The organism is Streptomyces sp. NPDC051219 (assembly GCF_040682335.1).
Classification (GTDB): domain Bacteria; phylum Actinomycetota; class Actinomycetes; order Streptomycetales; family Streptomycetaceae; genus Streptomyces.
Map to the genome: position 1 here is coordinate 386,854 of NZ_JBFBAS010000003.1, position 18,627 is coordinate 405,480.

The following is an 18,627-nucleotide window of genomic DNA, read 5'->3' on the forward strand; positions in this document are numbered from 1 at the left end:
AAGGGCACCATGAAACCGGGGGTGGAGCCGGACGAACGCGGTCCGGACGAAAGGAGTTCCGTCATGGCACACGCCGCACCCACACCGAGGACGCACCGGCTGGGCGGGCTGAAGACGAGTGCCTGGGCCGGTCCGCTGCTGTTCGGAGCCCTGTACGGCATCTGGGCGGCTTTCATCGGGCGCCAGGCGGGGCCCATCACGGGCTACAACGTCGTGCTCGGCTTCGTGTCCGGCCTGCTCTTCGCCGGCATCCTGTTCCTGCTCAACCGGATGGGCCACGACGTGCTGCCCGAACTGCGCGCGCTCGCGTACGGAACGTTCGCGGCGCTCGCGATGGGCTTCATGTTCAGCCTCACCAACGACTCGGTCCTGCGGTCCAGCGCCGTCGGGCTCGCGGTGGGCGCGGCGGTGGGAGTCACCGCCTTCTACCGTTTCCACCAGCACGAACCCTGAGTCGCGGCGGTCGGGAGCCAGGCCCGGACGAGCGAGTTGCCGGAGTTCCCGGCTCTCGCTCCGCCTGCCCCGAGAAGAACGACGGCGCGGCCGCTAGACGGGATCTAGCGGCCGCAGCGTCGTTTCTCGCGCCCAGAGGGTGACCGCACAGCGCGATCCCCGAGGAGGCGCCCGATGACCGACACCCGTGCGGCGGCCGTGGCTCCGCTGCGTGTCGCCGTGATCATCGGCAGCACCCGCGAGGGGCGTGTGGGCGACAGCATCGGACGGTGGTTCACCGAGCAGGCCCGCAGGCGGGACGACCTCGACCTCGCCGTGATCGACCTGGCGGACTTCGACTTCCCGGAGCGCTATCCGGAGGAGGCAACCGCGCAGATGGCACGGTTCGCGGCGCGGGTCGGGGAGGCGGAGGCGTTCGTCGTGGTCACGCCCGAGTACAACCGGAGCTTTCCCGCGTCCCTCAAGCAGGCCATCGACTACGCCTACGACGAATGGCAGGCCAAGCCGGTCGGCTTCGTCAGTTACGGCTACGGGTCCCAGGGCCTGTACGCCGTTGAACAACTGCGCTGCGTCTTCACCGAGTTGCATACCGTGACCATGCGCAACGGCGTCGGTCTCAATCTGCTGGACGACACCGTCGAGGACCGGCGACGGGAGGTCACCTCGCTGCTCGACCAGCTGGGCTGGTGGGGCCTCGCACTGCGCGATGCCCGTGCCGTACGCCCGTACATCTCATAGATGCCCTCAGGAGGGCCCAGAAGGAGCGGAAGAAATGACTACCGACCTCGCAATCGAGACGGCCGGCCTGGTGAAGGTCTTCGGTGAGAACCGCGCTGTGGACGGCGTCGACCTCGCGGTCCCCGCCGGCACGGTCTACGGCGTCCTGGGCCCCAACGGAGCGGGCAAGACAACCACCGTCAAGATGCTCGCCACACTGCTGCGGCCGGACGGCGGTGAGGCCCGCGTCTTCGGCAAGGACGTGATCAAGGATCCAGACGCGGTGCGCAGCAGGGTGAGCCTCACCGGGCAGTACGCCTCGGTCGACGAGGACCTGACGGGTTCCGAGAACCTGGTCCTCCTGGGGCGGCTGCTCGGACACTCCAAGCGGGCGGCGCGTGACCGGTCGGCCCAGCTCCTGGAGGCGTTCGGACTCACCGAGGCCGCCGCACGCCAGGTGAAGAACTACTCGGGCGGCATGCGGCGGCGGATCGACATCGCCGCGTCCATCCTCAACACCCCGGACCTGCTCTTCCTGGACGAGCCGACCACGGGCCTCGACCCGCGCAGCCGCAACCAGGTGTGGGACATCGTGCGGGCGGTCGTCGCCCAGGGCACGACGGTCATGCTGACCACGCAGTACCTGGACGAGGCCGACCACCTTGCGTCCCGGATCGCCGTGATCGACCACGGGAAGGTCATCGCCGAGGGCACCAAGGGAGAGCTCAAGGCCTCGGTCGGTTCGGGCGCCGTACATCTGCGGCTGCGTGACGCCGCCCAGCGCGCCGAGGCCGAACAGGTCCTTGCGACCGCGTTGAACGCCGTCGTCCAGCTGGACCCGGACCCGGTCGCCCTCACCGCGCGGGTCAACGGGCACGGCACGGAACAGGGGGCGGCGGAACGGGCCGCACGGGCGCTGGCCGAACTGGCCCGTTCCGGGATCACCGTCGACAACTTCTCGCTGGGGCAGCCCAGTCTGGACGAGGTCTTCCTCGCCCTCACCGACAAGTCCGGCAGGGCCCAGGTGGCCGCCGGCTCCGACAAGGCCGACCACACGACCGACACGAAGGAGGCAGTGGCATGAGCACCGTGGCCACCAAGGAAATGGACGACGTCGCTCTTGCCGCGCCCCGGGCGGAGGACCTGGCGGCCCTGCTGGTGAGCAAGGACCGGCCGGCGCGTCCCGGTGCGCTGTCGACCTCGCTGACGTTCGGCTGGCGGGCGGTCCTCAAGATCAAACATGTGCCGGAGCAGCTCTTCGATGTCACCGCTTTCCCGATCATGATGGTGCTGATGTACACGTACCTCTTCGGGGGAGCGATCGCCGGCTCCCCGGAGGCGTACATCCAGGAGCTGCTGCCCGGCATCCTGGTGATGAGCATCGTCATGATCACGATGTACACGGGTGTGTCGGTCAACACGGACATCGAAAAGGGCGTCTTCGACCGCTTCCGCACACTGCCGATCTGGCGGCCCTCGGTGATGGTGGGCTACCTGCTCGGCGACATGCTCCGGTACACGCTCGCCTCCCTGGTGATGCTGACCGTAGGTCTGATCCTGGGCTTCCGGCCGGACGGCGGGGTCGTCGGAGTCGTGGCCGGGGTCGCACTGCTCATCGTCTTCTCGTTCGCCTTCTCCTGGGTCTGGACGATGTTCGGACTGCTGCTGCGCAGCGAGAAGTCGGTGATGGGCGTCAGCATGATGGTGCTGTTCCCGCTGACGTTCCTGAGCAATATCTTCGTCGACCCGAAGACGATGCCGGGCTGGCTGCAGGCGTTCGTCAACGACAGCCCGATCACGCATCTGACGACGGCGGTGCGGGAGCTGATGGCCGGCGACTGGCCGGCCACCGAGCTCGCGTGGTCGTTCGGCTGGGCCGGTCTGCTCGTTCTGGTCTTCGGCCCGGTCACGATGCGGCTCTACAACCGCAAGTGAGCCGCTCGGGCGGGGCAGCAGCCGGTTGAGCCCGCCGGTTGAGCCCGCCGGTTGAGCGGGCCCGGTTGAGCCAAGCCGGATTGAGCGGGCCCGGTTGAGCCAAGCCGGATCGAGCCAGGCCCGGTGGCAGGTTTCCCGGACTCGGTACCGCGTCGTGGATCCAGGCGGTCTTCGCCTCCGCCTCGCGGTACCGGTCCGTCTTGCGCGCTGGGCGCGGCTGCCGGGGCGGGCTAGAGCCGCCAGGCGAAGGGCTGTTCCGGCCGGTACGTGCACGTGGCGCCCGTCGACACCGTCGCCCGCAGATGCGCGGCCAGTTCCGGATGGCGGTCGTCGAGCTTGCGCAGCGTGTCGCGGATGCGGGCGGTGACCGTCTTGCGGGCCCGCTCCGCCTCGTCACCGAGGCGGCGGGAGCGGCCACCGAGTCCGGCCGCGGTGCGCAGCTCCGTGAGGAGCGCTTCGCGCTCGAGGTCGTACTCGGCGGCCCGTTGTGTCTCCCCGAGTGAGGCCGCCCGGTCGATCTCCCGGTCCAGCAGCTCGAGCCGGCGCTTGTACCGGGACTTGGCCTCCTCGTCGAGGACCGGGTCGCCCCCCAGCGAGCCGGCGGCCACCACCTCCTGCCCTCCCTCGGGTGCGAGGAGGTGAACCGCGGGGATGTCGGAGCCGGGACGGCCCAGTAGAAAGCGCAGGTCGCGCAGCCCCTTGGCGTCGGGCACATGTGCCGTACGGCCGGCGTAAGTGAGGTTCCATACGGAGCCGTCGAACCGGAACTCGTGCGACGGAGCCGGAGCCGGAGCCGGAGCGGCAGCCGTGCCCGCTGCCATGGCGGACGCGTCTCGCTCGGCGTCGGCGGTGCGGGCGCGTCGGACCCGCGCGGGAATTTGCCGCATGCCCAGCTCGGCGGCCTCCCGCTCGACCTCGGTGAGGAGCGTTTCGGCGGCGGCCGCGTCGCCGGGTGCCGCGCGGGTCAGCAGCACCTCGGCCAGCCGGACACGGGCTTCGACCGACCACGGGCGGGCCTGGAGCAGCTCGGCCGAGCGGTGGGCGTCGGCGAAGCCCTCGACAGCCGCGTCCCAGCGCCCCTGCGCGGCGTCGAGGACGGCCGACCACAGCACCATCGGGCCGCTGATGTCCCAGCCGTACATGGACACCGCCCACTGCCCGAGGAAGGGCTCCAGTGCGTCCCGCGCCCGCTCGCACAGCCGCGGGTCCGCCGAGGCCGCGGCAGCCTGTGCCTGGAAGCGCAGCCGCAGCGGGAGGAAGCCGCGCTCCCACGGCTGGTCCGAGTCGTGCGCGCCGAGCTCGGCGAGATACGCCACGGCCGGTTCCACGTTCCCCCGCTCGACCGCGCTGATGGCGGCGAGCAGCCGCGGGCAGGGGTGGCTGCGCTCCAGAATCCGGTGCAGCTCGTCCAGTTCCTCGTACCGGCCCTGGAGCAGCGCGAGTGTCCAGCGGTGGTGGTGCAGCAGATGGCTGAAGTGCTCGTGCCGATGGTGCTCACTGAACGCGTACGCCTGGGCGAGGAAGCTCTCGGACTCGGCGAACCGGCCCATCAGCGCGGTGATGATGGACTGGTCGACGGCGGCGCCTATGTCCATGCGGGGCAGGCCGTACCGCTCGACCAGCGCGACGAAGGCGCGGTACTGGTCGAGATAGCGGGGGTCGCCCAGCTCTAGCAGCGCCACCCAGCGCAGCGACGCGGCGTAGTGCTCCCCTTCGATGTCGTTGCGGCGGCGGGACAGGGCCAGCAACTCCTCGATGAGGGCCACTCGTTCCGGTGCGGTGCCCGGACCCCAGATCGCGTGGTGGCGGGCCCACAGGCCGAAGTCGAGTGCCTCGTCGTCGTGATGGCGCCGGGCCAGCACGGCCACCCGGATGCTCAACTCCTGCGCCAGCTCTTCGTCCGTCCGCGGCTCGGACGGGGCGCCGCCGACCAGCTGCGCGTGAGCCTCGTGCAGCAGTTCGGAGCGCAGCGACTTCAGTTCGCCGGTGTCGAGCGCGCCGTGGAGGGTGAGCGCGACGCGTCCGAGCACGTCCGGATCGGCGGCCTCGCGGGCGACCGCGGCGGTTTCGGTGAAAATCCGGCACGCCTCCTCCCGCTGCCCGAGGTGGTGCAGGTCCTGCGCGAGGTCCAGGGCGACGACGACCTGCCGCCGCGGCGCCGCCCCCGCCGACCGCTCCCGCGCGCGGCGCCGGTGGGCGATCTGCTCCTCGAATGCCAGCCGGCTGCCGGCGTCCTTCGCCGCGGCCAGCAGCAGATCGAGGGCGTGGTCGGGATCGAGTTCGTCACCCGCCGCGTACGCGTGCCGGGCCAGGTCGGCGGGGAACACCTTCTCGGCAAGTGCTGGGGACCGGTCAAGGGCACGGACCACGGCCGCATGCCGATGCCGGAGCTCGGCCTCGTCCAGCGAGTCGTACAGCGACTCCCGTACGAGATCGTGGGCGAAAGCGAACCGGCCCGTCTGCCGGGGCACCACGAGCCGGGCCGTCACCGCCTGGTCCAGCAGCCGGTCCACATGCGGTACGGGAGCGGCGGCGGTGGCGGCCAGCACCTGGCGATGGAACTCGCGGCCGAGTACGGAGGCCGTGGTCAGGACCCGCCCCACCGGTTCGGGCAGCAGTGACAGGCGCCGCCGCACGGCCTCCCGTACCCCTGGGGCGATGGCGGTCACCGAGGAACCGCCGCGCCAGAGCCGGGCCGTCTGCTCGACGAAGAACGGATTGCCGCCGGTCCGCAGATGCACCTCCGCGACCAGTGAGCCGGCCGGCTCCCGGCCGGTGGTCAGCGCCATCAGCGCCCCGACCTCCTCGCGCTCCAGCCCGGTCAGGGTCACCGTCGTCGCCTTCGCGACCAGCGGCAGGATCAGTGCTTGCAACGGGTGGTCCGCGGCCTCCACCTCGGCGTCCCGGTAGGTCCCCACGAGCAGCAGCCGCTCGAACCAGGCGTGCCGCGTGGCGAATTCGAGCAGCTTGAGGGACGCGGAGTCGGCCCAGTGCAGATCGTCCAGGACCACCATGACCGGCCGGTTCTGCGAGACGGTCACCAGCGCGGTGGTCACCGCGTCGTACAGCGGAAAGCCCATGTCCTCCGCACCCGGGGAATCCTGGCCCGCCTCCCCGCGGCCGGACGCCTCACCGAGCAGCACCGCCAGCCGTCCGCCCGCCGCTTCCCCGGCCCGCGCCCACTCCTCCTCACCGGCGCGTCGCAGGCCGCGCACCACCTGGACCCACGGCCAGTACCCGGGGGCGCTGTCGGAGTCCCAGCAGGTGCCCCCGAGCACCAGGGCGCCGCGCCGCCTCGCCTCGTCGGCCGCCTCGGTGACCAGCGTGGTCTTGCCGATTCCGGCCTCGCCCGTGACCAGCACCAGACCGCCGTGGCTCTCCGCCGCCCGGCCGATCTCCGCTCGCAGGACGGCCGTGGGGTGGTCGCGCCCGATGAGTGCAGGGGTCATGCCGAAACGATAGGAGGGTGCACTGACATCGGGCATGCGAAGCCGCACCTGGCTCCTGGGGATGTCCGGCCGATCGCCTGGACATCCCCTAGGATCCAGAGCGGGCGAAACAGGCATTTCGCCTGTTCTGGATCGGAAGGCAGCCGCATGGACCTCGACGTGGTGCGCAGATCGGCGGCCGAGGGGTGGATCTGGGGGTACGCACTCCTCGCGAACTACCGCACGATGTATATGCAGGCCATCGACCCCACCGGCGCCCGCTCGGCCGGTGGATTCGGGCGTTTCCGGCACTACTCCCAGCCCTTCACCCCGGCCGGCACGGATGCCGTGCCCCCGGACAACGACATTTCGCACTCCTGGGCCTGGCTGGACCTGCGCGCCGAACCGTGGGTGGTGTCCGTGCCCGCGACGGACACCTACTACGTGCTCCCCTTCCACGACCTGGACACGGCGTACGCCGGTTTCATCGGCTCGCGCGCAACCGGCCAAGGCCGCGGCGACCACCTCGTCGCGGGCCCCGGTTTCGCCGGCGTCGTACCCCCCGGCATCGACGGCGTGGTGCGGGCAGACAGCTATCTCGTCGGCGTCCTCGGCCGTACACACCTGGCCGGGCAACAGGACTCCGCGGCCCTCCGAGAGGTGCCGGAGCGGTACGAACTGCGGCCGCTGTCCACCTTCCTGGACACACCCGCGCCGCACCCCGCGCCTGAACCGGTCTGGCCCGTGTGGCAGGAGGAATCGCTCTCCACGGTCGAGTTCTTCACCGTTCTCGACTTCCTGCTCGCGTTCTTCCCCGTACTCCCGCACGAGGCGGAACTCCGCGGCAGGCTCGCCGCCCTCGGCGTGACCGGCAGCGGTGAGTTCGAGCCTGCGGCCCTCCAGCCGGGGATGCGGGACGCCATCGAGGCGGGCATCGCCGACGCCCGTGCCCAGCTGGAGGAGGCCGCCGCAAACGCCACCGACTCCTCCCAGTGGTTCGGCACCCGGGCCCAGCAGGGCGACGACTATCCGACCCGGGCGGTCGGCGTCCGCAAGGGCCTGTACGGGCTGCCGGCCGAGGAGGCCTGGTACGCGGATTGGGCGCAGGACAGCGAGGGCAACCGGCCGCCGGACGCGTCGCAACGCGACTACACCCTCCACTTCCCGCCCGGCCGGCTCCCGCCGGGCCGGTTCTTCTGGTCGGCCACCATGTACCGGTTGCCGGAGCGGCTGCTCGTCGACAACGAGATCGACCGCTCCTCGATCGGAGACCGGACGCCGGGCCTGGTCCACGACGCGGACGGTGGACTGACCCTGTGCGTCCAGCGGAAGCGGCCGTCCCGTCCTGCGGAGGCGGCGAACTGGCTGCCCGCCCCGGACGGTCCGTTCACCATCGCCCTCCGCGTGTACGGGCCCGAACCGTCCGTGCTGGACGGAAGCTGGGCGATGCCGGCTCTCACCCCGCGGAGCTGATCCCATGACCGCCGAGCTGAGAGATCTGGCCGCGGACGCGTACGTGTACGGCTGCCCGCTGGTCCGCGGCCTCACCATGGTCGAGCACTTGACCCACAGGGGCTTGGGCAACCTGCCCCCCACCCCGCTGAACCAGTTCGGGCACGTACACCAACTCGCCGATCCGGCAGCCAAGTTCCCCTGGCTCAACAACGACACCCTCTGCTCGGCCGCCCAGCTCGACCTCTCCGGTGGTCCGCTGCTGCTGCACGTGCCGGACTACCGGGACGCCTACTACGTCCTGCAGTTCATCGACGCCTGGACCAACAACTTCGCGTACGTGGGACGCCGGGCCACCGGCACCGAGGAATCCCTGTGGCTGATCGCCCCGCCCGGCTGGGCCGGTACGGCACCCGAGGGCGTACGGGTCATCGACGCCCCGACCGCCGTGGTGACGGTCGTCGGCCGTAGTGCCTGCGCGGGTCCCAGGGACATGCCGCGTGTCACCGCGCTGCAGAAGGCACTGACTCTCTCGCCGCCGCGGGCGGGCGGCGCGCCCCCCAGGAGCGGGCTGCCGCAGCCGGACCCGGACGTGCCCGACCCGCTGGGCTTCTTCGAGCGGCTGCGGATCTGGATGGCCGACTTTCCCCCCGCCGCGCCCGATCTCGCCTACCAGGACCGCTTCCAGCCGCTCGGACTGCTGGAGGAGGGCCCATCGCCGTACGCCAACGCCGACCCGGAGCTGGCGGAGGCTCTGGAGGCCGGGCTCGCCGACGGCCGGGCACGGGTCGAGGCCGCGTCCGGGCAGTCCGCGGCTCAGCCGGACGATCCGAGGCCGGCCAACTCCCGGCCGTACGGCCCGCAGGTGAACGACCCGCAGCCGTACTCCGGTACGAGTGGCGCGGCCGGCGCCTGGGACATGCATTTGCACCTCTACGACTACAACGTCGACCACCTCGGCCCCGGCACCCTCGACGAGGACCGCTGGAAGATCTCCGACCGGCGGGCGGCGCGGCTCACCCGGGCGGTCGCGGCCCGTACGGCCCTCTGGGGCGTACACGCCTACGAGGCCGTGTACGCCCACACCTCCACCGACGCGGACGGCAAGCAGCTCACCGGCTCGAAGTCGTACACCCTGCGGTTCGACGCGCGGCCACCGGCCGACGCGTTCTGGTCCGTGACCATGTACGACTCCCCGAACCACTATCTGGTCCCCAATCCCCTCGGCCGGTACTCGGTCGGGGACCAGACCCCGGGCCTCCGCTACGCACCCGACGGCTCGCTCACGCTCGTACTCCAGCGGGACCGGCCCACCGATCCCGTCGAGGCCGCGAACTGGCTGCCCGCCCCGGCCGGTGACTTCCAGCCGATGATCCGCCTCTACACACCACGAGCAGAGGTGCTCGACGGCACCTACCGGTTCCCGCGAATCGCAGCACGCCGGACGTGACGCGCCGGTCTCGCCGGCTCACGCCCGGTCCCGCGGGTTCTTACGGAATGCGGACGGCCCGGACCGCCGGGCCACGACGGACGCCGCCCGGTGCGAGGCTGGGCACATGGACACACCAGGCCGCCCGGGGCGGGCCCACGTACTTGTCGTCGACGACGATCCGACCGTGGCCGAGGTCGTCGCGGGCTATCTCGACCGGGCCGGCTACACCGCGGAACGAGCCGCCGACGGCCCCACCGCGCTCGCCCGCGCCGCGGCCCGCCGTCCCGACCTCGTGGTCCTCGACCTGATGCTGCCCGGCATGGACGGCCTGGAAATCTGCCGGACCCTGCGCGGCGTCGGTCCCGTCCCGGTGATCATGCTCACCGCACGAGGTGACGAGGACGACCGGATCCTCGGCCTGGAGACCGGCGCGGACGACTACGTGACCAAGCCGTTCAGCCCGCGCGAACTGGTGCTCCGTGTGGAGTCCGTACTGCGCCGAAGCCGCGTCGGCGGCGACGCCGAGCGGCAGGGTCCGCTGCTTCGGGCGGCCGGACTGACGCTCTACCCGGAGGCCCGCCGCGCCACCAAGGACGGCCGTGAACTCGCTCTGACTCTCCGTGAGTTCGACCTGCTCGCCCATCTCATACGCCACCAGGGCCAGGCCCACACCCGGGAGGACCTGATGCGCGAGGTGTGGGGCTGGGACTTCGGGGACCTGTCGACCGTCACCGTCCATGTCCGGCGGCTGCGCGGCAAGATCGAGGACGATCCGGCCGCTCCACGGCTGATCCGGACGGTGTGGGGCGTCGGCTACCGGTTCGAGGTGCCGGCCGGCCATCCGACCGGAGAAACGACCGAGGTTCCGGCGCCATGAACGACGTCCTGCTCATCGCTGTGTACGCATTCCTCGGTGCGACCGCCGCCGGGCTTCTGGGGGCCGTCGCGCTGCGCGCCCTGCGCCACCGGTCCGTCGCCGTGTCGCTGACCGTCGTCGCGGCCGTCACCGTGACCGCGATGCTGGCCGGCACGCTGGCCGTGGCCTGGGCGATGTTCCTCTCCCCCCACGACCTGACCGTCGTCACCACCGTCGTCGCCATGGCGGCCGTGGTCTCACTCGCCACCGCCCTGCTGCTCGGCCGCTGGGTCGTGGCACGCAGCAACGCGCTTACGCTGGCCGCCCGTTCCTTCGGCGACGGCGGCGACTTCGCCGCGCCCGAGGGCGAGGCGACCGCGGAACTGGCCGCGCTCAGCCGGGAACTGGCCGCGACCAGCGCCAGACTCGCCGCGTCCCGCGACCGCGAACGCGCCCTGGAGTCGTCGCGGCGCGAGCTCGTCGCCTGGATCTCGCACGATCTGCGCACGCCGCTGGCCGGTCTGCGTGCCATGTCCGAGGCGCTCGAGGACGGCCTGGTACCCGATCCGGAGCGGTACTTCCGGCAGATCCGCACCGAGGTCGACCGGCTCAACTCGATGGTCGGCGACCTCTTCGAGCTCTCCCGCATCCATGCCGGGACGCTGGTCCTGGCCCCCGCCCGCATCTCCGTGTACGACCTGGTGGGCGACGCACTCGCGGGCGCGGACCCGCTCGCCCGCGAGCTCGGCGTCCGTCTGGTCGGAGACCGGGTCGAGGCGGTGCCGGTCGAGGTGGACGGCAAGGAGATGACGCGGGTGCTGGGCAATCTGCTGATCAACGCGATCCGCCGTACCCCGGCCGACGGCACGGTCGCGGTGGCGGCCGAACGTACCGCCGACAGCGTCGTCCTGTCCGTCACCGACGGCTGCGGCGGCATCCCGGAGGAAGACCTGCCGCGCGTCTTCGACACCGGCTGGCGCGGGTCGGAGGCCCGTACGCCTCCGGCCGGGGCGGGGCTCGGTCTCGCGATCGTGCGAGGCATCGTCGAGGCCCACGACGGCCGGGCGGCGGTACGCAACGTCGCCGGTGGCTGCCGCTTCGAGGTGACGCTGCCGACGGCGCAGGGGTAGGGGGCGAGAACGGGGGCCGCCCGGGAACCCCTTCGACGCGCTGTCCCCTGCCCGCTACCCGGCGGCCTCCGCAGGAGCCACCAGATGCCGGGCGAACCAGTCCCGGGCGAGGTCGGCGACCTCGTCCAGCGCCCCGGGTTCCTCGAAAAGGTGCGTCGCCCCCGGCACGACTTCGAGCCGGTTCTCGCAGCGCAACTGCGCCTGGGCGGCCCGGTTGAGCTCGAGCACCATCGTGTCGCGGCCACCCACGATGAGCAGCGTGGGGGCCCGTACGTCGGCGAGGTGCGGCCCGGCGAGGTCGGGCCGGCCCCCGCGTGAGACGACGGCACCGACGTCCGCGTCGGGCGACGCGGCGGCCCGGAGCGACGCGGCGGCTCCCGTGCTTGCCCCGAAGTACCCGATCGGGAGGGGGTGGCGGCGCCGCAGCCATGCCGTGGCGTCCGCGAGCCGGCGGGCCAGAGTCTCGATGTCGAAGACGTTCGCCCGGTCGGCCTCCTCGGCCGGGGTGAGCAGATCGAAGAGCAGGGTTCCCAGGCCCGCCCGGTTCAGGGCCGCCGCCACCAGGCGGTTGCGCGGGCTGTGACGGCTGCTGCCGGAGCCGTGGGCGAACATCACCACCGCCCCCGCCCCCGCGCCCTCGGGAAGTGCGAGGTCACCGGCCAGCCGTACGCCGCCCGCGTCCACTTCGACCTCGGTCTCCGTCCCGGTTCCGGCGCCCGCGGCCGGCGTGCGGGTCACCGGGGCGGCCGCCGCCTGGGCCAGCAGGAAGACGACCTCTTCGTCGGAGGTCTGGGAGAAGTCCTGATACCACTCGCCGACGGCGGAGAAGGCGACCGGTGTGGACAGGCACACCACCTCGTCCGCCTCGGTACGCAGCCTTGCGACGGCGTCCGGCGGCGCCACCGGAACGGCGAGCACCACGTGAGCGGCGCCCTGTGCGCGTACCACCTCGCACGCGGCCGCCGCGGTGGCCCCGGTGGCGATCCCGTCATCCACGACGATCACTGTCCGGCCGTCGAGTGCCAGCCGGGGCCGGCCGGCCCGGAACCGCCTGGCGCGGCGCACGAGTTCGGCCTCCTCGTCGTGCTCGACGGCGGCGATGTCCGCCTGCCGGACCCCGCTGCGGCGGACTATGTCGTCGCTGATGACGCGTACTCCGCCCTCGCCGATGGCGCCGAACCCCAGCTCACGGTGGTACGGGACACCCAGCTTGCGGACCACGATCACGTCGAGGGGAGCGCCGAGGACGTGCGCCACCTGGAAGGCCACCGGGACCCCGCCACGTGGCAGTCCCAGTACGACGGGTTCGTGCGCGGCGAGATGGCGCAGCGCGTCGGCAAGACGCCGTCCGGCGTCCTCCCGGTCGGTGAACAGCACAGTGGCTCACCCCCAGCCAGGGGAGACAGGAACCACGGTCACGCTCAACTTCGAAATAACCCCATTTCCCTCTGTTGTGCAAGTCCGCTACGGCGAGTATCGGCCGGTGACTCTCGGGGAAATCCCCTCGCGGTCGCCCCCGCCCCGGTGGGCTCAGGCGCCGGGGGCGAAAGGGGGGTGCGCTCCGTTGAGGAAGTGATCGCCTATGTCGCGCAGACGGTGGGTGGGCGAGTTTCCTGCGGTCAGGACGCGCGCGTTGCGCCAGAACCTGTCTAGGCCGGTGCTGTCATCAAGGGGGCGAGTGTGGCTGGTGAGTTGCAGGATGCGCATGGTGAGGTCCACCGCGGTGTTGTCGGCGACTGTTTCCGCGGCCGCGACGAGGATCGCCGCATCGGCCTGCTCGTCGACGCCGAGTTCCGGTCCCGCCAGCACAGCCCCGGCCAGGGCCGTTGTGGCGTGCTCGACGAGCGCGGCGGCGGTGCGGACGGCGGTGGCCAGTTCCCCGTATGCGAGGAGCAGGTACGGGTCGCCGCTCGGCCGGTCGGCGTACGGGTCATCGCCCGCGGCCGTGGCCGGTCGTGCGTGCGGGTTGGTCCGGCTGATGTCACGGGCCTCGGCCAGTGCGCCTTCGGCGATTCCCAGGCTGACGTGGGTGAGCGCGAGCCGGAGCGCCTGCGGGGCGAGGGCGGTGAAGGGCGAGACGGTGTGCTCGTCATGGGGGAGCGTCCCGAGGATCTGGTCCGGGCCCACACGGGTGCCGTCGAAGCCGACGCTGCCGGCACCGCTGAGACGCTGGCCGAGCCGTTCGCTCAGGGCGTCGATCAGTACGCCGGGGCTGTCCGGGTCCACGAGCACGAGCAGTGGGTCGCCGGTACGTGTGCATGACGCACCGAGGACGAGCCGGTCGGCGACGCTGACGCCCGCGGCGAAGACCCTCCGGCCGTTGAGGACATACCCCTCGCCGGTCGGTGTGAGCGTGAGGCCGGCCCCTGGCCCCGCTCCCGGAAGGTCGGTGCTGCCGCCGAGGAGCCAGTGCTCCTCGGCCGGCCGGGATTTGTGGCGGGCAGCGCCGGAGGAAGCGTGGTCCGCCGAGCCGAAGAACCGAGCGCTCCACGTCAACGCGTAGTGGCGGGCGAGGAGTTCGCCGATGGAGCTGTCGGCCGCCGCTATCTCACGGATCACAGCACAGGCTGTGGCCCAGTCGGCGCCCGGGCCGGCTGGACCGGCCGGGGTCAGCAGCTCCAGGAGGCCGGCTTCGCGCAGCCGTGAGACTTCGTCGAAGGGGGACTTCCCCGCTCGCTCGCGGGCGATCGCGTCGGAGGCGAGATCATCCGCGAGTTCTCGGGTGATGCGCCGCCACATCGCCTCGTCGGCCGGTTGGCCGGCCCGGGCGGAGGCGGGATCGGCTGCGGATGCCTTGGACACGGGGCCGTTCACCGCCCCGGCGACGTGCAGGGACCAGGGCTGTCGGGCTGCACGGGCGGTGGCTGCCGCCGGTCCGCCGTCAACGGGTGGACGAGTGGGGCAGAGGACACCGGACTCACCGTTCGCACGGCCACCCTCAACTTCCCTAGGTTTCCTATCGGATTGGTAGGGATAGTGCCAGAGGTGGTGCCCCGTCCCAAGGGGGCGTTCGCATGATGGACAGCAAGTTCCGGCCACCGAGACGCAGAAGACTCGGCCGGGCTGTCGGGGAGCTGCCTTGGAGCAGTCAGGCGGCTGGGCGCGGGGGAAGTGTCAGGGATTCGTCCACGCGTCGGGGGCCGCGGCCAGGGCCGACACCCCGGTGGGCAGCTCGGCCGACGCGACATCCGCCAGCGTCACGCCGTCGAGGATCTCGCGGACATTGGCACGCAGCGCGATCCAGAGGGGCAGCAGCGACTCGGCGGGACCGGTGTAGGACAGCTCGGGGGGACGGACTCCCCGTACCGACACCAGTGGTCCGTCCACGACGCGTATGACGTCGGCGATGGTGATGGACTCTGCGGGTTTGGCCAGCCGGTATCCGCCGTTTCCGCCTCGCTGGCTGCTCACGAGCCCGCCCCGGCGCATGTCGTTCAGGATTCCTTCGAGGAACTTGTGCGGGATGTCCTGGGCGTCGGCGATGCCCTCGGCCTTGAGCGGCCCGGCATCCCGGGACGCGGCGAGCTGCAGTGCGGCACGTACCGCGTAGTCCGCCCTGGCTGAAATCCGCATGCCGGCATTATCCCGCACCGCACGGGAGGCAGCCTCGAAGGCGGGAGGTGGGAGGAAGGCCGCCGGTCGGGATGCCGCTTCTGCACCGACCGGCGGCCGTGGGCCTCAGGCCGCTGCGCGGGTGTAGTGGGTGGCGTCGTCGCCCTCGATGGCGTGGCTGAGCGTGCCGTCGATGCCGACGGGCACGTCACCGGCGACCGTCACCCGGTGCAGCAGGCGCGGCAGGTCGCCGTAGTCGTCGGGGGCGTAGTGCTGGGTGATGCGGTTGTCGAACACGACCAGGTCGCCTGGCGCCCATGCCACGCGCACGATGTTCTCGGGGCGGGTGACATACGACTGGAAGAGACGCAGCAGGTCGCGGGAGTCGGACGGGCCGAGGCCGACGATGCTCTGGGCGAACCCGCCGATGAACAGGCCCCGTTCCCCGGTCTCGGGGTGCACGCGGACGACGGGGTGGGCAGTGCGGTACTTCCGCGAGACGAACTGCCGGCGGTGCTCGGCGGCCTTGTCGCTCTTCGGGGCGGCGTAGTCGTAGTCGTTGGTGTGCACGGCCCACAGCTTGTCCGCCAGGTCACGCAGCGGCTCGGGCAGATCCCGGTACGCGGCGGCGGAGTTGGCGATCAGAGTGTTGCCGCCGTAGGGCGGGACCACGATGCTGCGCAGTGTGGAGGCCTTCGGAGGCGTACGGACGAAGGTGACGTCGGTGTGCCAGCGGTTGGCGCGGACACCCTCGTCGCCGTCGACGGGCAGGACGTTGGGCTGCCCGTCCACCGAGGGGACGGTGGGGTGGGCGGTGGTCAGCTCTCCGAAGAGCGAGGCGAAACGGAGTTGGCCGGCGTCGTCGAGTCGCTGACCCCGGAAGACGAGCGCCTTGTGCTCCAGGAGCGCGGAGTTGATCTCGCTCACGATGGCGGGGCCGGGACCGGTCGAGAGGTCCACGCCGATGATCTCGGCGCCGATTCGTCCGCCGATTCTGCGGATGTCGAAGCCCGTGGTGGAAGTCATGCGAGTGTCCTTTCGGAAGGTGATGAGCGTGCGGCTCTCATGGCACCGGTGACCCCTTGGCGTGGGGCCGCCCTCAGTGGGGCAGGGGGAACAAGCCGCTCTGCGCGGAATCGGGCAGGTAGCCGAAAGCGCGGATCATGCTGCTCAGCGGCCTGGTGCGCACGAGATCGTGCGAGGAGCGTTCTGGGGAGAGACGTGCAGGGTCGGCGGGATCTAGCGACCGGCGGCACAAATGGCGCTGGCCTGACGTCGCAGATCGACGTGCAGGCGGGCGGCGAAGCTCTCGGACTGGCTCACGTCCAAGAGGCTGGCAACGAAGGCGGGACACGTCAACGGTTCTGGATTGCCCGACACATACGTGAAGCGCTGCGTTCATTGGGACGGCTTGGGCGGCTGGGCGACCGCTTGGCGGCTGCGGGTCGGCGGCAGAGAAGCCCCCGGGCTCCGGGGCCGGCTCAGAACCACCGTCTCCGGCTCCGACCGCTCAGGACGTTGTTGCCCGTACCGGCACGGCCGGAGGCGTACGGCTCACCGTCCTGCCCAATGCCGCCGCGGCTCGCGCGAACTTGGCGGCGTCCACCACGGCGGCACCGCCCGGGTCGTTGTTGAAGTACACGTACACATCGTCCTCGTCCGGCCAGCCGTCGGCGATGCGTCGGGCCCAGGACTTCAACGCCTGGCGGCCGTAGCGAGGCTGCGGCTCGGCGATGCCTGCGTGAAACCGCACATACCCCCATGACGCGGTACGCCACAGTGGCGTCACCGGACGAGACCCCCGGTCCGCCCAGCACAGCGCGCTGCCATACCGTTCCAGCACCGCCCGCAACTCTCGTTCCGCCTCCCACCACGAGGTGTGGCGGAGCTCGACGGCCACCCGAACCGTGTCGGGAAAGCAACCCAGGCAGGTGTCCAGAGCCGCGATGTCCTCCCGGTAGTTGGGCGGCAGTTGCAGCAGAACGGGTCCCAGCCGGTCGCCGAGGCCCCGGACACGATCCATCAGCCGGTCCACCGGCTCCTCGGGGTCGCGCAGCCGCTTCACATGAGTGAGATAACGGCTGGCCTTGACCGCCATGACGAAATCCTCCGGCGTCCGCTCCCGCCATGAGGTGAAGATCGCCCTGGTGGGAAGCCGGTAGAAGGCGTTGTTGTTCTCCACGGTGGCGAAGTGCCGGGCGTACTCCTCCAGCCACAGCCGCTGGGGCTGCCCGGGTGCGTAGAGAACGCCGCGCCAGTCCCTGTACTGCCACCCCGAGGTTCCGACGAACATGGGCATGATCCGATCCCTGCCCCGGTACGCGGAGAACATATCGCCTGGTTCGCCGCATCTTGCCTCGTGACGGGAATGGGTGCGACGACAGGCCGGCCGGCCTGTCGTCGCACCCGTCTGCGGTCGCTGCTGCTGCACGTCTGATCAGCTGTGGTGATGGGGGCCATGCGGGTCGGCTGCGATCGTGGTGGTGCCGGGTCTCCGGGCTTCCGTGCCGTACAGCAGTGCCGCCGACCACCGCCTCAGACGCCACCAGAGCAGGATCCAAGTGGTCTTGCTCATGGTCGTCGGTACACCTCCTTCGTCCAGTCCGGGGCAGCCGCGGGCTCCGCCGGGAGGCTGGTGGGGGCGGGGGAGATGCGTTCGATGCGGAACCGGCGGCTCAGGCGCAGGACCACCCAGGCGTACAGCGGCATCACGACTGCCTCGGCCGCCAGCATGGTCCAGGAGCCGTCCGCAGCGCTGGCGGAGGCGGCATCGCTGAGCCCGTCCTCGAAGGTGGCGGCGAGGAGGAGGGCGCAGAGGTTGTTGACCACATGGAAGGCGATGGCCGCCTCCAGGCCGCCGGTACGGAGCACCAGGACGCCCAGGACAAAACTGAACAGGAACAGGTCGGCGAAGCCCCACGGCGTGCCCAGCCCGTGGAAGAGGGCGAACAGCAGACCCCCCACGATGATGCCGACCCACGGTGTGCGCAGGTAGCTCCCGAAGAATTGTGGGATCCAGCCGCGAAAGACGTACTCCTCGGCGGCGGCCTGGAACGGCACCAGCAGGACGAGCACCGCCGCCCCGGCCAGGAACTCCGGCCAGCCCACCCAGGCAACGGAGGTCGAATCGGCGGCCACGGCCCCGGATACGGCGTCGAGGGCGGCCGTCAGGCTGAACAGGAGCGGCACCGCGGCCGCGGCCACCGCCAGGCAGGCCAGTAGCCAACGCCAGCGCAGCCGCCCGGTCACCGAGGACAAGGTGCCGGCTGGGCGGCGTTGCACCAGGCGTGCGGCAAGGAGCACCGGAGGGAGCAGGAGCGCAAGTATGAGCAGCACCGCGGCGAGATCCCACAGAGGGTCGGCGAGCAGCAGGTCGCCGGTGCCCGGCTCGACCCCGGCTTGCGAGGCCGCCAGGACCAGTCCGGCCCCCACGGCAATCGAGAAGACCAACCAGCCGAACCCGGCGGCCACCGTGGCCACCGGCGGCCGCCACCAGCGGTGCCGCTCGGTCCGAGCCAACCGGTGATAGGGCGTTCCGGCCGGTGCGGCGGTCACGCCTGACCTGGATGGGGATGCCTGGCCCCCCTCCTGGGGCATTCCATCTTCCAGGACATCATGGGAGACGCTCATTGGGTTGCACCTCGATTTCAAAGGCTTGGCTGAAGGCCTTCA

Annotated in this window: 17 protein-coding genes; 8 read left to right on the plus strand and 9 right to left on the minus strand. The window is 71.3% G+C overall.

The genetic code is table 11. The annotated features are described in order from the left end of the window. The first annotated feature begins 63 nt into the window (after positions 1-63). The 4 genes from AB0M62_RS06765 to AB0M62_RS06780 all read left to right on the plus strand — a co-directional run bounded on the left by AB0M62_RS06765 (position 64) and on the right by AB0M62_RS06780 (position 3,105). Positions 64-453: a hypothetical protein gene (locus AB0M62_RS06765; RefSeq protein WP_366073025.1), complete on the plus strand. Its 390-nt coding sequence runs from the start codon at positions 64-66 to the stop codon at positions 451-453. 174 nt (positions 454-627) lie between these two features. Then, entirely contained in the window at positions 628-1,191 is a 564-nt protein-coding gene (locus tag AB0M62_RS06770; RefSeq protein ID WP_366073026.1) for an NAD(P)H-dependent oxidoreductase, read from the plus strand. Between the two features lie 34 nt (positions 1,192-1,225). Then, positions 1,226-2,254 carry an ATP-binding cassette domain-containing protein gene (locus AB0M62_RS06775; protein ID WP_366073027.1) on the plus strand — a complete coding sequence of 343 codons (1,029 nt, stop codon included), beginning with the start codon at positions 1,226-1,228 and terminating at the stop codon, positions 2,252-2,254. Next, on the plus strand, positions 2,251-3,105 hold the full coding sequence (locus tag AB0M62_RS06780; protein WP_366073028.1) for an ABC transporter permease: 855 nt from the start codon (positions 2,251-2,253) through the stop codon (positions 3,103-3,105). Before AB0M62_RS06775 ends, AB0M62_RS06780 begins: the two co-directional genes overlap by 4 nt. 230 nt (positions 3,106-3,335) lie before the next feature. Here AB0M62_RS06780 and AB0M62_RS06785 read toward each other — a convergent pair whose 3' ends face one another. Continuing rightward, positions 3,336-6,554: an AAA family ATPase gene (locus AB0M62_RS06785; protein ID WP_366073029.1), complete on the minus strand. Its 3,219-nt coding sequence runs from the start codon at positions 6,552-6,554 to the stop codon at positions 3,336-3,338. Positions 6,555-6,701: 147 nt separating this feature from the next. Here AB0M62_RS06785 and AB0M62_RS06790 point away from each other — a divergent pair, with 147 nt between their 5' ends. The 4 genes from AB0M62_RS06790 (at position 6,702) to AB0M62_RS06805 (ending at position 11,403) form a co-directional block, all read left to right on the plus strand. Further along, positions 6,702-8,006, plus strand: coding sequence for a DUF1254 domain-containing protein (locus AB0M62_RS06790; protein ID WP_366073030.1), 1,305 nt, complete (start codon positions 6,702-6,704; stop codon positions 8,004-8,006). 4 nt (positions 8,007-8,010) lie between these two features. Beyond that, the gene (locus tag AB0M62_RS06795; RefSeq protein ID WP_366073031.1) at positions 8,011-9,435 is read left to right on the plus strand and encodes a DUF1254 domain-containing protein; all 1,425 of its coding nucleotides are present in this window, start codon (positions 8,011-8,013) and stop codon (positions 9,433-9,435) included. A gap of 106 nt (positions 9,436-9,541) precedes the next feature. After that, positions 9,542-10,294 carry a response regulator transcription factor gene (locus tag AB0M62_RS06800; protein ID WP_366073032.1) on the plus strand — a complete coding sequence of 251 codons (753 nt, stop codon included), beginning with the start codon at positions 9,542-9,544 and terminating at the stop codon, positions 10,292-10,294. Then, complete coding sequence (locus AB0M62_RS06805; protein ID WP_366073033.1) at positions 10,291-11,403, plus strand: HAMP domain-containing sensor histidine kinase; 1,113 nt, start codon at positions 10,291-10,293, stop codon at positions 11,401-11,403. Before AB0M62_RS06800 ends, AB0M62_RS06805 begins: the two co-directional genes overlap by 4 nt. A 54-nt stretch (positions 11,404-11,457) precedes the next feature. Here the strand turns inward: AB0M62_RS06805 and AB0M62_RS06810 are convergent, their stop codons facing one another. From AB0M62_RS06810 to AB0M62_RS06845, 8 genes are all read right to left on the minus strand, one after another. Further along, positions 11,458-12,780 (minus strand): alpha/beta family hydrolase, encoded by a 1,323-nt coding sequence (locus AB0M62_RS06810; protein ID WP_366073034.1) that lies wholly within the window; start codon positions 12,778-12,780, stop codon positions 11,458-11,460. A gap of 153 nt (positions 12,781-12,933) precedes the next feature. After that, positions 12,934-14,205, minus strand: a complete 1,272-nt coding sequence (locus tag AB0M62_RS06815) for an acyl-CoA dehydrogenase family protein (protein ID WP_366073035.1) — start codon at positions 14,203-14,205, stop codon at positions 12,934-12,936. Positions 14,206-14,517: 312 nt separating this feature from the next. Next, the gene (locus AB0M62_RS06820; RefSeq protein ID WP_366073036.1) at positions 14,518-14,976 is read right to left on the minus strand and encodes an Rrf2 family transcriptional regulator; all 459 of its coding nucleotides are present in this window, start codon (positions 14,974-14,976) and stop codon (positions 14,518-14,520) included. A 105-nt stretch (positions 14,977-15,081) separates the two neighbouring features. Continuing rightward, positions 15,082-15,981 (minus strand): TauD/TfdA family dioxygenase, encoded by a 900-nt coding sequence (locus tag AB0M62_RS06825; protein ID WP_366073037.1) that lies wholly within the window; start codon positions 15,979-15,981, stop codon positions 15,082-15,084. Between the two features lie 213 nt (positions 15,982-16,194). Next, complete coding sequence (locus AB0M62_RS06830; RefSeq protein ID WP_366073038.1) at positions 16,195-16,335, minus strand: putative leader peptide; 141 nt, start codon at positions 16,333-16,335, stop codon at positions 16,195-16,197. A 130-nt stretch (positions 16,336-16,465) separates the two neighbouring features. After that, the gene (locus tag AB0M62_RS06835) at positions 16,466-17,254 is read right to left on the minus strand and encodes a DUF72 domain-containing protein (protein ID WP_366073039.1); all 789 of its coding nucleotides are present in this window, start codon (positions 17,252-17,254) and stop codon (positions 16,466-16,468) included. Positions 17,255-17,392: 138 nt separating this feature from the next. Then, positions 17,393-17,530: a hypothetical protein gene (locus AB0M62_RS06840; RefSeq protein WP_366073040.1), complete on the minus strand. Its 138-nt coding sequence runs from the start codon at positions 17,528-17,530 to the stop codon at positions 17,393-17,395. Further along, positions 17,527-18,510 (minus strand): CPBP family intramembrane glutamic endopeptidase, encoded by a 984-nt coding sequence (locus AB0M62_RS06845; RefSeq protein ID WP_366073041.1) that lies wholly within the window; start codon positions 18,508-18,510, stop codon positions 17,527-17,529. The genes AB0M62_RS06840 and AB0M62_RS06845 overlap by 4 nt, the downstream gene beginning before the upstream one ends. Between the last annotated feature and the right edge of the window lie 117 nt (positions 18,511-18,627).

Excerpts from the sequence above, each read along its gene's own strand:
- AB0M62_RS06765 (WP_366073025.1), top strand. The coding sequence starts at position 64 with ATGGCACACGCCGCACCCACACCGAGGACGCACCGGCTGGGCGGGCTG.
- AB0M62_RS06825 (WP_366073037.1), bottom strand. The coding sequence starts at position 15,981 with ATGACTTCCACCACGGGCTTCGACATCCGCAGAATCGGCGGACGAATC.
- AB0M62_RS06820 (WP_366073036.1), bottom strand. The coding sequence starts at position 14,976 with ATGCGGATTTCAGCCAGGGCGGACTACGCGGTACGTGCCGCACTGCAG.
- AB0M62_RS06770 (WP_366073026.1), top strand. The coding sequence starts at position 628 with ATGACCGACACCCGTGCGGCGGCCGTGGCTCCGCTGCGTGTCGCCGTG.
- AB0M62_RS06805 (WP_366073033.1), top strand. The coding sequence starts at position 10,291 with ATGAACGACGTCCTGCTCATCGCTGTGTACGCATTCCTCGGTGCGACC.
- AB0M62_RS06840 (WP_366073040.1), bottom strand. The coding sequence starts at position 17,530 with ATGAGCAAGACCACTTGGATCCTGCTCTGGTGGCGTCTGAGGCGGTGG.
- AB0M62_RS06775 (WP_366073027.1), top strand. The coding sequence starts at position 1,226 with ATGACTACCGACCTCGCAATCGAGACGGCCGGCCTGGTGAAGGTCTTC.
- AB0M62_RS06790 (WP_366073030.1), top strand. The coding sequence starts at position 6,702 with ATGGACCTCGACGTGGTGCGCAGATCGGCGGCCGAGGGGTGGATCTGG.
- AB0M62_RS06785 (WP_366073029.1), bottom strand. The coding sequence starts at position 6,554 with ATGACCCCTGCACTCATCGGGCGCGACCACCCCACGGCCGTCCTGCGA.
- AB0M62_RS06780 (WP_366073028.1), top strand. The coding sequence starts at position 2,251 with ATGAGCACCGTGGCCACCAAGGAAATGGACGACGTCGCTCTTGCCGCG.
- AB0M62_RS06800 (WP_366073032.1), top strand. The coding sequence starts at position 9,542 with ATGGACACACCAGGCCGCCCGGGGCGGGCCCACGTACTTGTCGTCGAC.
- AB0M62_RS06795 (WP_366073031.1), top strand. The coding sequence starts at position 8,011 with ATGACCGCCGAGCTGAGAGATCTGGCCGCGGACGCGTACGTGTACGGC.
- AB0M62_RS06835 (WP_366073039.1), bottom strand. The coding sequence starts at position 17,254 with ATGCCCATGTTCGTCGGAACCTCGGGGTGGCAGTACAGGGACTGGCGC.